This window comes from Roseateles chitinivorans (assembly GCF_002761755.1).
GTDB classification, from domain to species: domain Bacteria; phylum Pseudomonadota; class Gammaproteobacteria; order Burkholderiales; family Burkholderiaceae_C; genus Roseateles; species Roseateles chitinivorans.
This window is the reverse complement of the sequence record NZ_PEOG01000018.1, coordinates 37,237-50,396: the sequence shown is the minus strand read 5'-3', so window position 1 is coordinate 50,396 and position 13,160 is coordinate 37,237. Positions and strand designations below refer to the sequence as shown.

Below are 13,160 nucleotides of genomic sequence, written 5' to 3'. Positions count from 1 at the left end.
CCGGCCGGGCGCGCGGGCGAGGGCCGCAAACGGCAAACCGGGGGCGCGAGGCCCCCGGTTCCGGACTGCCGCTTAGATCAGCGGAACAGCGCCGTTCTGGTCGTCGTCATGCAGCTTCTTGTAGGCCGCGCTCAGCACGTCGTGGTTGACCGCGTCGGTGGACGCCGCGGTGGTGGCCGCCGTGGCCGCCGTCGCGGTGTGCGCCGTCGCGCCGCCGAGCAGGTTGGCTTCCGGCTGGGCGAGCAGGTCGCCCAGCTGCGGCGCGGCTTCCCGCGTCGTGCCATGGACCTGCTGCGTCGCGCCGTCCTTGGTGAACCACACGTCGGACATCTCGCTGGTCGTGCCGTCCGCCTTGGTGTAGCTCGACACCAGGCCGATCAGGTTGCCGTGATCGACGTCCGTGCCCTTGGTCGCGCCCAGGTTCAGGTCGACGATGCCCAGGTCGGTCAGCGACTTGAGTTCACCCGCGTCGGTCTTGCCGTCGTGGTTGGCGTCGACCCAGACCTGCAGGTGGCTGAAGTCCGCGTCCTTGGCATTGACGTGGCCGTCATGGTTGGCGTCCAGCGCGGCGAGGGCGGCGAAGCCGTCCAGGCCCTTGCGGCCGTTGACCGTGGTGCCCGAGCCGAAGAGCTCGGCGCCGCTGTCGATCGCGCCGTTGCCGTTGCGATCCATCACCAGCAGGCCGTCGTTGCCGCCGACCCAGCCCCACTTGTCGTTGTGACCGGTGGCGTTGAGGTCGAAGTGCACGCCGTCCTTGGCCGCCAGCGTCTGGATGCCGTTGCCATCCAGGTCCAGCATGATCGGCGTGGCCATGAAGTGGGCATTGATCTGCTCGTCGGTCCAGCCCGCCTTCTGTTCGGTGGTCATCGCCAGCACCTGATCCATGCTCATGCTGGCCAGGTCCTGCGTGTCCCAGCCGATGAACTGGTCGGAGGTCATCGCCACGATCTGGTCGGTCGACAGGCCCTGGATCTGCACCGAGGTGAGCGCGTGGATGTCGCTCGAGTCCAGCGCCAGGATCTGGTCGGTCGTGAACGCATGCAGCTGCGACGAGGTCATCGTCGAGAAGTGCGTGCTGGTCAGCGCGCCGATGTCGTCCGTGGTGATGGCCGCGATCTGGTCCGTGCCCAGCGCGCGCAGTTGCGCGGTGCTGAACTCATGGACCTGGTCGCTGGTCAGCGCCGCGATCTGGTCGGTGCTGAAGGCGTGGATCGCCGCGGTGCTCAGCGCATGGATGCCGGCGGTGGAGATCGAGGCGATGTCGGCCGTCTCGATGCCCGCCACCTGGGTCGCGCTCACCGCGCTCCACTGCTGCGAGGTCAGCGCATGGATCTGATCCGAGCTGAAGGCCTCGAAGTCCGCCGAGCCGAAGGCCACCAGGTTGCCGCTGGCGATCGCCGCCAGGTCACCGGTGTCGATCGCCTGCACCTGGTCGGTGGTGAAGGCGTTCAGCTGGGCCGAGCTCATCGCCACGACCTGGGTCGAGGTCAGCGCCTGCACGTCGTCGGTGGCCAGCTGGCTCACCTGCAGCGTGCTCAGCGCGGCGACCTGCTGGGTGGTCAGCGCCGCGATCTGGTCGGAGCCCAGCGCTTCCAGTTGAGCGCTGTCCAGCGAACGGATCGCCAGCGTGCTCAGGCTGCGCAGGTCGGCCGACTCGAAGGCCGCCATCTGGTCGGTGGTCAGGCCGTCGACCTGGGCCGAGCTCAGGGCCGCCGCCTGCGCCGAGTTCAGCGCCTGGATCGCGTCGGTGCTCAGGGCGCCGACCTGGGCCGAGCCCAGGGCCTGCAGCTGCGCGGAGCTCAGCGCGGCGACGTCGTCCGTCGTCATCGTCGAGATCTGCGTGGTCGTCAGGGCCTGCAGCTGGCTGTTGCCCAGCGCGCGGATCTGGCCGCTGGTCAGCGCGTTCAGGTCGTCGCTGCTCAGGTTGGCGATCTGCGCGGTCGTCAGCGCGGCGACCTGGACGGTCGTCAGCGCGGCGATCTGGTCGGAGCCCAGGGCCTCGATCTGGTCGGTGCCCAGGGCGCGCAGGGCGACCGTGGACAGCGAGCGCAGGTCACCGGTCTCCAGCGCGGCCATCTGGTCCGTCGTCAGGCCCTTGACCTGGGCCGAGGTCAGCGCGGCCACCTGGACCGAGCTCAGCGCGATCACCGCCTCGGTGCTCAGCGCGCCGATCTGGGCCGAGCTCAGCGCCTGGACCTGCTGCGAGCTCAGGGCCGCGACGTCGGCGCTCTCCATCGTGGACACCTGCGTGGTCGTCAGCGCGGCCACCTGCTGCGTCGTCAGCGCGCGGACCTGGGCGCTGGTCAGCGCGTTCAGGTCGTCGCTGGCGAGCGTGCTCACCTGGCCGGTGGTCAGCGCGGCGACTTGCGTCGTCGTCAGCGAAGCGACCTGGTCGGAGCCCAGGGCACCCAGCTGGTCGCTGGTCAGCGCGCGCAGCGCCACCGTCGACAGGGCCTTCAGGTCACCCGATTCCAGGGCGGCCATCTGGTCCGTGGTCAGGCCGGCGACCTGCTTGCTGGTCAGCGCGGCGACCTGGGTCGAGCTCAGCGCCACGACCGCCTCGGTCGTCAGCGCGCCGACCTGGTCGGAGCTCAGCGCGGCGACCTGGTTCGTGGCCAGCGCGGCCACGTCGGCGGTCTCCATCGCATTGACCTGCGTGGTGGTCAGCGCGGCGACTTGCGCGGTGCTGAGCGCCTTGACCTGCGCGCTGGTCAGCGCATTCAGGTCGTCGCTGGTCAGGTTGGCGACCTGGGTGGTCGTCAGCGCGGCGACCTGCTGGGTCGTCAGCGCCGCGACCTGGTCGGAGCCCAGGGCTTCCAGCTCGGCCGAGCTCAGCGACGCAACCTGGCCGGTGGTCAGGGCACGCAGCTGGCCGGTCGTCAGCGCGGCGAAGTCGTCGGTCGCCAGCTGGCTGACCTGCGTGGTCGTCAGCGACGACACCTGCGCGGTGGTCAGGGCCTGGATCTGGTCGGAGCTGAGCGCCTCCAGCTGGTCGCTGCCGAGCGCGCGCAGGGCGAGCGTGGACAGCGACTTCAGGTCACCGCTCTCGATCGCGGCCATCTGGTCGGTGGTCAGGCCCGCGACCTGCTTGCTGCTCAGCGCGGCCACCTGGGCCGAGGTCAGGGCGACCACGGCCTCGGTGCTCAGCGCGCCGACCTGGGCCGAGCTCAGCGCGGCGACCTGGTTCGTGGCGAGCGCCTGCACGTCGGCGGACTCCATCGCGGCGACCTGGGTGGTCGTCAGCGCGGCGATCTGCTGCGTGGACAGCGCCTTGATCTGGCCGCTGGTGAGGGCGTTGAGGTCATCGCTGCTCAGGTTGCTGACCTGGCCGGTCGTCAGCGCGGCGACCTGCTGGGTCGTCAGCGCGGCGATCTGGTCGGAGCCCAGCGCTTCCAGCTGGGCCGAGTTCAGCGCCTGCAGGGCGTTGGTCGACAGGGCCTTCAGGTCGCCGGTTTCGAGGGCGGCCATCTGGTCGGTGGTCAGGCCGGCGACCTGCTTGCTGTTCAGCGCGGCGACCTGGGCGGAGCTCAGGGCCACCACCGCCTCGGTGCTCAGCGCGCCGACCTGGGCCGAGCTCAGCGCGGCGACCTGCGCCGAGTTCAGCGCGGCGACGTCGTCGCTGGTCATCGTCGAGACCTGGGTGGTCGTCAGCGCGGCGACCTGCGCGGTCGACAGCGCCTTGATCTGCGCGCTGGTCAGCGCGTTCAGGTCATCGCTGCTCAGGTTGCTGACCTGGCCGGTCGACAGCGCGGCGACCTGCTGGGTCGTCAGCGCGGCGATCTGGTCGGAGCCCAGCGCGTCGAGCTGGTCGGTGCCCAGCGAACGCAGCGCGGCGGTCGACAGCGACTTGAGGTCGCCCGTCTCGATCGCGGCCATCTGGTCGGTCGTCAGGCCGGCGGCCTGCTTCGTGGTCAGCGCGGCGACCTGCGCCGAGCCCAGCGCGACGATCGCGTCGGTGCTCAGGGCGCCGACCTGGGCCGAGCCCAGGGCCTGCACCTGCGCGGTGGTCAGCGCGGCGACGTCGTCGCTGGTCATCGTCGAGACCTGCGTGGTCGTCAGCGCGGCGACCTGCTGCGTGGTCAGCGCCTTGATCTGGCCGCTGGTCAGCGCGTTCAGGTCATCGCTGCTCAGGTTGCTGACCTGGCCGGTCGTCAGCGCGGCGACCTGCTGGGTCGACAGCGCGGCGATCTGGTCGGAGTTCAGCGCATCGAGCTGGTCGGTGCCCAGGGCGCGCAGCGCGACGCTGGACAGCGACTTGAGGTCGCCCGTCTCGATCGCGGCCATCTGGTCGGTCGTCAGGCCGCCGACCTGCTTCGTGGTCAGCGCGGCGACCTGCGAGGAGGTCAGCGCGACGATGGCCTCGGTGCTCAGCGCGCCGACTTGCGACGAGCTCAGCGCGGCGATCTGGTTCGTCGCCAGGGCGGCCACGTCGGCCGATTCCATCGTGTTGATCTGGCCGGTCGTCAGCGCGGCGACCTGCTGCGTGGTCAGCGCCTTGATCTGGGCGCTGGTCAGCGCGTTCAGGTCGTCGGAGGACAGGTTGCTGACTTGCGTCGTGGTCAGCGCGGCGACCTGCTGGGTCGTCAGCGCGGCGACCTGGTCGCTGTTCAGCGCGTCGAGCTGGGCGGTGCCGAGCGCGGCGACCTGGGCGGTGCCCAGGGCGCGCAGCTGGCCCGAGGTCAGGGCGCCGACGTCATCGGTGGCGAGCTGGCTGACCTGCGTGGTCGTCAGCGCGGCGACCTGCTGGGTCGTCAGCGCCTGGACCTGGTCGGAGCTCAGCGCGTCGAGCTGGTCGCTGGTCAGGGCGCGCAGGGCGACCGTGGACAGCGCCCGCAGGTCGGCGGACTCCAGGGCGGCCATCTGGTCGGTGGTCAGGCCCGCGACCTGCTTGCTGCTCAGCGCGGCGACCTGGCTGGAACTCAGGGACACCACGGCCTCGGTGCTCAGCGCACCAACCTGGGCCGAGCTGAGCGCGGCGACCTGCTGGGTCGTCAGCGCCGCGACGTCGGCGGATTCCATGGTGTTGACCTGGCCGGTGGTCAGCGCGGCGACCTGCTGGGTCGAGAGCGCCTTGACCTGCGCGCTGGTCAGCGCGTTGAGGTCGTCCGAGGACAGGTTGCTGACCTGGCCGGTCGTCAGCGCGGCGACCTGCTGGGTCGAGAGCGCCGCGATCTGGTCGGAGTTCAGCGCATCGAGCTGGTCGGTGCCCAGGGCGCGCAGGGCGGTCGTGGACAGGGCCTTCAGGTCGCCGGTTTCGAGGGCGGCCATCTGGTCGGTGGTCAGGCCCGCGACCTGCTTGCTGCTCAGCGCGGCGACCTGGCTGGAGGTCAGGGCGACGACCGATTCGGTGCTCAGCGCGCCGACCTGGGCCGAGCCCAGCGCGGCGACCTGCTGGGTCGACAGCGCCTGCACGTCGGCGCTTTCCATCGTGTTGACCTGGGCGGTCGTCAGCGCGGCGACCTGGGCGGTGCCCAGCGCCTTGATCTGGGCGCTGCCCAGGGCGTTGAGGTCGTCGCTGGTCAGGCCGGCGACCTGGGCGGTCGTCAGCGCGGCCACCTGGACGGTGTTCAGCGCGGCAACCTGGTCGGAGCCCAGCGCATTGAGCTGGTCGGTGGACAGGGCCCGCAGCGCGGCGGTGTTCAGCGCGCGCAGGTCACCGGTCTCGATGGCGGCCATCTGGTCGGTGGTCAGGCCCACGACCTGCTTGGTCGTCAGCGCGCCGACCTGGGCGGAGCTCAGCGCGACGATCGCGTCGGTGCTCAGCGCGCCGATCTGGGCCGAGCCCAGCGACTGCAGCTGCGCGGTGGTCAGCGCGGCGACGTCGTCGCTGGTCATGGTCGAGACCTGCGTGGTCGTCAGCGCGGCGACCTGCGCGGTCGACAGCGCCTTGATCTGGCCGCTGGTCAGCGCGTTCAGGTCGTCGGAGGACAGGTTGCTGACCTGGGCGGTCGACAGCGCGGCGACCTGCTGGGTCGACAGCGCGGCGATCTGGTCCGAACCCAGCGCGTCGAGCTGGTCGGTGCCCAGCGCGCGCAGCGCGGCGGTGGACAGCGCCTTGAGGTCACCGGTCTCGATGGCGGCCATCTGGTCGGTGGTCAGGCCGGCGACCTGCTTGGTCGTCAGCGCGCCCACCTGGGCGGAGGTCAGGGCGGCGACGTTCTCGGTCGACAGCGCGCCGACCTGGGCCGAGCCCAACGCGGCGACCTGCTGGGTCGAGAGCGCCTGCACGTCGGCCGATTCCATGCCGTTGATCTGGCCGGTGGTCAGCGCGGCGACCTGGGCGGTCGACAGCGCGCGGATCTGGGCCGAGCCCATCGCGTTCAGGTCGTCGCTGGCCAGGGCCTGCACCTGCGCCGTCGTCAGCGCGGCGACCTGGGCGGTCGTCAGCGCGGCGATCTGGTCGGAGCTCAGGGCGTCGATCTGCGCGGTCGTCAGGGCGCGCAGCGCGTTGGTCGACAGCGCGCGGACGTCCACCGTCTCGATCGCGCCGACCTGGTCGGTCGTCAGGCCGCCGACCTGCTTGGTCGACAGCGGCGCGACCTGCTGCGAGCTCAGGGCGGCGATGTTCTCGGTGGACAGCGCGCCGACCTGGTCGGAGTTCAGCGCGGCGATCTGCTGCGTGGTCAGCGCCTGCACATCGGCGCTTTCCATCGTGTTGATCTGGGCGGTCGTCAGCGACGCGACCTGCTGGGTGGACAGGGCCTTGATCTGGCCGCTGGTCAGCGCGTTCAGGTCGTCGGAGGACAGGTTGCTGACCTGGGCGGTCGACAGCGCGGCGACCTGCTGGGTCGACAGCGCGGCCACCTGGTCGGAGCCCAGCGCACCGAGCTGGTCGGTGGTGAGCGCGCGCACGGCAGCGGTGCCCAGCGCCTTCAGGTCACCGGTCTCGATGGCGCCCATCTGGTCGGTGGTCAGGCCCGCGACCTGCTTCGTCGACAGCGCGCCGACCTGCGAGGAGGTCAGGGCGACGATGTTCTCGGTCGACAGCGCGGCGATCTGGTCGGAGCTCAGCGCGGCGATCTGGCCGGAGCTCAGCGCCTGCACGTCCTCGCTGGTCATGTTGGCGATCTGGCTGGTCGACAGCGCGGCGATCTGGGCGGTGCCCAGCGCGCGGATCTGGGCCGAGCCCAGCGCGTTCAGGTCGTCGCTGGACATGGCCTGGACCTGGCCGGTGGTCAGCGCGGCGACCTGGCCGGTGGTCAGCGCGGCGACCTGGGCCGAGCCCAGCGCGTCGAACTGCTCGGTGGTCAGCGAGCGGATGGCGGCGGTCGACATGGCACGCAGGTCCTGCGTCTCGATCGCGCCCATCTGGTCGGTGGTCAGGCCGGCGATCTGGCGGGTCGACAGCGCGGCGACCTGGGCCGAGCTCAGCGCGGCGACGTTGTCGGTGGACAGCGCGCCGACCTGGGTCGAGCCCAGCGCGGCGACCTGCTGCGTGGTCAGCGCCTGCACGTCGGCGCTTTCCATCGTGTTGACCTGGGCGGTCGACAGCGCGGCGACCTGGGCGGTGCCCAGCGCGCGGATCTGGGCCGAGCCCAGCGCGTTCAGGTCATCGCTGGCCATCGCCTGGACCTGGCCGGTGGTCAGGGCGGCGACCTGGCCGGTCGTGAGCGCGCCGACCTGGTCGGAGTTCAGCGCGTCGAACTGTTCGGTGGTCAGCGAGCGGATCGCGGCGGTGGACATGGCGCGCAGGTCGCCGGTCTCGATCGCGCCCATCTGGTCGGTCGTCAGGCCGGCGATCTGGCGGGTCGACAGCGCGGCGACCTGCTGCGAGCTCAGCGCCGCGACGTTGTCAGTGGACAGCGCGCCGACCTGGGCCGAGCTCAGCGCCTGCACCTGCTGGGTGCTCAGCGCCTGCACGTCGGCGCTTTCCATCGTGTTGACCTGGGCGGTCGACAGCGCGGCGACCTGGGCGGTGCCCAGCGCGCGGATCTGGGCCGAGCCCAGCGCGTTCAGGTCATCGCTGGCCATCGCCTGGACCTGGCCGGTGGTCAGGGCGGCGACCTGGCCGGTCGTGAGCGCGCCGACCTGGTCGGAGCTCAGCGCATCGAACTGGTCGGTCGTCAGCGAGCGGATCGCGGTCGAGGACAGCGCGCGCAGGTCGCCGGTCTCGATGGCGGCGATCTGGTCGGTCGAGAGACCGGCCAGTTGCCGGGAGGTGAGGGTCGCGACCTGGGCGGAGCTCAGCGCGACGATCGCGTCGGTGGACAGCGCGGCGATCTGGGCCGAGCTCAGCGCGGCGATCTGGGCGGTGGTGAAGGCCTGGACGTCGGCGGACTCCATGCCCTGGACCTGGTCGGTCGACAGCGCGGCGATCTGGGCGGTGCCCAGCGCGCGGATCTGGCTGCTGCTCAGCGCGTTCAGCTCATCGGTGGACAGCACGGCGACCTGGCCGGTCGTCAGCGCGCCGATCTGGGCACTGGACATCGCGGCGACCTGGTCCGAATTCAGCGCCTGGACCTGGTCGGTCGACAGCGCGCGGACGGTGGCGGTCGACAGCGCCTTCATGTCGTCGGAGCTGATCGCGGCCATCTGGTCGGTGGTCAGGCCCTTGACCTGGGTCGAGGTCAGCGCGCCGATCTGGCCGGAGCTCATCGCCTCGATGGAATCGGAGCTCAGCGCGCCGATCTGGGCGGAGCTGAGCGCGCGCACCTGCGCGGTGGACAGGGCCTGCACATCGGCGCTGTCGACGCCGGCCAGCTGGTCGGTGGTCAGCGCGGCGATCTGCTGCGTGGTGATGGCGCGGATCTGGTTGGTGTCCAGCGCGGCGATCTCGTCGCTGGCCAGCTGGCGGATCTGCTGGGTGGACAGCGCATTGATCTGCGCGGTCGTCAGCGCGGCGATCTGGTCCGAGTTCAGCGCGGCGACCTGGTCGGTGCCCAGCGCCTTGACGGCGGCGGTGCTCAGCGCATGCACGGCGTCCGAGGTCAGCGCGGCGGCCTGGTCGGAATTCAGCGCGGCGGTCTGGGTGCTGGTCAGCGCGGCGGCCTGGCCGGTGCCCAGAGCGGCGACGCCCTCGGTGGCGAGGGCGGCGACTTGCTGGGAGCTCAGGGCCTTGATCTGCTCGGTCTTCAGCGCCTGCAGGTCATCGGAGGCCAGGCTGTTGATCAGGCTGGTGGAGATGGCGGCCACCTGCTGGGTGCTCAGCGCGCGGATCTGGTCCGAGGCCAGCGCGTTCAGGTCGTCGGACTCCAGGTTCCGGACCTGCTGCGTGGTCATCGCGCCGACCTGCCGGGTGGTCATCGCGCCGAACTGGTCGGAGCCCAGCGCATTGAGCTGCGCGCTGGTGAAGGTCTGGACCGCGGCCGTCGACAGGGCGCGCAGGTCGTCCGATTCGATGGCGGCGATGTTGGTCGTCGTGAAGAACGACACCGCCCGGGTGCCGAGCGTCGCGAACTGCGAGGTCGTCAGCGCCTGGAACTGTTCGGTGGTAAACGCTGCCCAGTCTTCGCTGGTCAGGCGCGCCAGGGTCGTCGACGTGAGGGCGGCGATCTGGTCGGTCGTCAGGTTGGTAATCAGCGATGCCATCTTGGAACTCCGTGAACCTATGGGGCGGGATGCGCCCATAGGCGCGAGGTGATTTGGGTCAGTTTTGGCACCCGACTTCCGGATGCCGTCATCCGGTTTTCGGACACGGGATGACGAACTTGAGCTAGCCCAGAAATGTTATTGGGGCTCCGCTTAACGTGAACCGAACAAAAGGGCCGGGAGTCGGCCTCAGTTCACGGTTACAGACCGCGCGTAAAGCCCGTGAATGCGGGGGAGGGATGCTTGCCGGGGCAAGGTTCGGACGGCCCGTGATCGAACGGTCGTTCACTTGTCGCGGCCGGGACATCCAATGCTGATCGGCACTTAGCAGCGACTCTGAAGCAGCGCGGCCCGGCCATGCCACGGCGGTGAGGCTTGCGTGATGTCGCCTCCGCCTGCAACAAGATGTGAGCAATGTGAACGAAGACCGCGCGCAGGCGCCGGTCGCCGGGGCGGCTCGCAGGGTGGGATGTGTCGTCCGTGACAAGTTCACGGATTTTCCGGAGCCCTCGAAAAGGGGTTTTCCGAGGGTTATCTCCACCGCGCCGGGAATATCGCCGGTGAATTAATGCCGAGATATTGGCGAGGCGACCTGGCGCTCGCGCGCGCGCCTAATCGGCAGCCCGGCCGGTGGCCTTGAGTCCATTGTCGAAGTGACACCGGACCAGCCGCGCGGCCCGGTCCGGATCGCGGGCGAGCAGGGCCTCCAGCATGTCGCGGTGCTCCTGCAGCGATTCCTGCAGCCGGCCCTGCTTGAACAGCGAATGGTGGCGGTTGAGCTTCATCACCCGGCGCAGGTCGGTGATGATCTGCATCCGCCAGCGGTTGCCGTCGATCTCGATGATGCGCAGGTGGAAGCGCTCATTGGCGGCGAAGAAGCGCTCGCGGCCGGCCTCGCCGGCGGCCAGGCTTTCTTCCAGGTCCTGGTGCAACTGGCGAAGTTCCGCCAGCTCCGGGTCGGTCGCCGTCCGGGCCACGACCGCGGCGGCGTCGCTCTCGAGCAGGGACAGCAGCTGGTAGGCCTCCCGCACATCGCGTTCGGACATCTCCGTGACGTAGGCGCCGCGTCGCACCCGCATCGTCACCAGGCCTTCGGATGCCAGCACCTTCAGCGCCTCCCGCATCGGCGTGCGGCTGATCCCGAGTTCGGCGCAGAGCTTGAGCTCGTCGATCCAGCTGCCGGGTTCGAGCTCGCGGGCGAAGATGCGTTGGCGCAGCCGCTCGGCCACCTCCTCATACAGCGGGGCGCGGGGAGCGAGCGGTGCGGTGAGCGACATGGCGCGGGAGTGTAGCGAATCTGAAATTCATAATTATGAATTCGTGCCGCGCTATGATCCGCCGCTTCCAGGAGTCCCCCATGTCGAACGAACACAAGGTCCCCTCCGCCGCGCCGGCCGCCACAAGCGGCACGAACACTCCTTCGGAGTTCGCGCCGGCGACGCTGGAGCAATGGCACAAGGCGGCGGCGAAGTCCGCCCCTGGCGGGGACCCCGCCAACCTGAACTGGCACACCCCCGAAGGGCTGGTCGTCAAGCCGCTGTACACCGCGGCGGACACCCGCGACCTGCCGCATGCGAACACGCTGCCCGGCTTCGAGCCCTTCCTGCGCGGGCCGCAGGCGACCATGTACGCGGTCCGGCCCTGGACCATCCGCCAGTACGCCGGCTTCTCGACCGCCGAGGAGAGCAACGCCTTCTATCGCAAGGCGCTGGCCGCGGGCGGGCAGGGCGTGTCGGTGGCCTTCGACCTGGCGACGCACCGCGGCTACGACTCCGACCATCCGCGCGTGACCGGCGACGTCGGCAAGGCCGGCGTGGCGATCGACTCGGTCGAGGACATGAAGATCCTGTTCGACGGCATCCCGCTGGACAAGGTGTCGGTGTCGATGACGATGAACGGCGCGGTGCTGCCGGTGCTGGCCGGCTACGTGGTCGCGGCCGAGGAGCAGGGCGTCGCGCAGGATCAGCTCAGCGGCACCATCCAGAACGACATCCTCAAGGAGTTCATGGTCCGCAACACCTACATCTACCCGCCCGAGCCGTCGATGCGCATCATCGGCGACATCATCGAGTACACCGCTTCGCACATGCCGAAGTTCAACTCGATCTCGATCAGCGGGTACCACATGCAGGAGGCGGGCGCGAACCAGGCGCTCGAGCTGGCCTTCACCCTGGCCGACGGCAAGGAGTATGTGAAGACCGCGATCGCCAAGGGCATGGACGTCGACGACTTCGCCGGCCGGCTGTCCTTCTTCTGGGCGGTGGGGATGAACTTCTATCTGGAGATCGCCAAGATGCGGGCCGCGCGGCTGCTCTGGTGCCGGATCATGAAGGGCTTCGGCGCGAAGAACCCCAAGAGCCTGATGCTGCGCACCCACAGCCAGACCTCCGGGTGGAGCCTGACCGAGCAGGATCCCTACAACAACGTGGTCCGCACCACCATCGAGGCGATGGCGGCGGTGTTCGGCGGCACCCAGTCGCTGCACACCAACTCGCTGGACGAGGCGATCGCGCTGCCCACCGAGTTCAGCGCCCGCATCGCGCGCAACACCCAGCTGATCATCCAGGAGGAGACGCACATCACCAGCGTCATCGATCCCTGGGCGGGCAGCTACATGATGGAGTCGCTGACGCAGGACATGGCCGACAAGGCCTGGTCGATCCTCCAGGAGGTCGACGCGATGGGCGGCATGACCAAGGCGGTCGACTCGGGCTGGGCCAAGCTGAAGATCGAGGCCAGCGCCGCGGAGAAGCAGGCGCGCATCGACAGCGGCAAGGACGTGATCGTCGGCGTCAACAAGTACCGGTTGGCGAAGGAGGATCCGGTCGAGATCCTCGAGGTGGACAACGTCAAGGTGCGCGACAGCCAGATCGCGCGCCTGCAGAAGATCAAGGCTCAGCGCGACGCGGCGAAGGTGCAGGCGGCGCTGGCCGCGCTGACCGAAGCGGCGCGCTCGGGCACCGGCAACCTGCTGGACCTGAGCATCCAGGCGATCCGGCTGCGGGCGACGGTGGGCGAGGTGTCCGACGCGCTGGAGGCGGTCTTCGGCCGCCATCGCGCCGACACCCAGAAGGTCACCGGCGTCTACGCGGCGGCCTATGACTCGGCCGAGGGCTGGGCGAAGCTGCAGGACGAGATCGCCGCCTTCGCCGAGGACCAGGGCCGCCGGCCGCGGGTGATGATCGCCAAGCTCGGCCAGGACGGGCATGACCGTGGCGCCAAGGTCGTGGCCACGGCCTACGCGGACCTGGGCTTCGACGTCGACATGGGCCCGCTGTTCCAGACGCCCGAGGAATGCGCGCGCCAGGCGATCGAGAACGATGTGCACGCGGTGGGCGTGTCCACCCTCGCGGCCGGTCACAAGACGCTGGTGCCGGCGATCATCCAGGCGCTCAAGGACCAGGGCGGCGACGACATCGTCGTGTTCGTCGGCGGCGTGATTCCGGCGCAGGACTACGACTTCCTCTACGAGGCCGGCGTCAAGGGCATCTACGGCCCCGGCACGCCGATCCCGGCGAGCGCCAAGGACGTGCTCGAGCAGATCCGCAAGACCGTCGCGGCGTGAGCGGAGCGGATCGCGTGAACGCGCCGCCACCCAAGGACAACCGGTCCGCCGCCCCCGGTGGAACGAC

General features: G+C 70.0%; 3 protein-coding genes. 1 reads left to right on the top strand and 2 read right to left on the bottom strand.

Going from position 1 to position 13,160, the window contains the following annotated elements:
• Positions 1-72 precede the first annotated feature (72 nt).
• A complete protein-coding gene (locus CS062_RS08545; protein ID WP_099861209.1) occupies positions 73-9,528 on the bottom strand; it encodes an SPM autocatalytic domain-containing protein in 9,456 nt (3,151 codons plus the stop codon).
• Positions 9,529-10,139: 611 nt separating this feature from the next.
• Positions 10,140-10,805: a GntR family transcriptional regulator gene (locus CS062_RS08540; protein ID WP_099861207.1), complete on the bottom strand. Its 666-nt coding sequence runs from the start codon at positions 10,803-10,805 to the stop codon at positions 10,140-10,142.
• Between the two features lie 80 nt (positions 10,806-10,885).
• On the opposite strand from CS062_RS08540, the gene scpA reads away from it, so the two are divergent.
• Positions 10,886-13,093, top strand: coding sequence for a methylmalonyl-CoA mutase (gene scpA / locus CS062_RS08535; RefSeq protein WP_099861261.1), 2,208 nt, complete (start codon positions 10,886-10,888; stop codon positions 13,091-13,093).
• Positions 13,094-13,160 lie beyond the last annotated feature (67 nt).

Excerpts from the sequence above, each read along its gene's own strand:
- CS062_RS08540 (WP_099861207.1), bottom strand. The coding sequence starts at position 10,805 with ATGTCGCTCACCGCACCGCTCGCTCCCCGCGCCCCGCTGTATGAGGAG.
- scpA (WP_099861261.1), top strand. The coding sequence starts at position 10,886 with ATGTCGAACGAACACAAGGTCCCCTCCGCCGCGCCGGCCGCCACAAGC.
- CS062_RS08545 (WP_099861209.1), bottom strand. The coding sequence starts at position 9,528 with ATGGCATCGCTGATTACCAACCTGACGACCGACCAGATCGCCGCCCTC.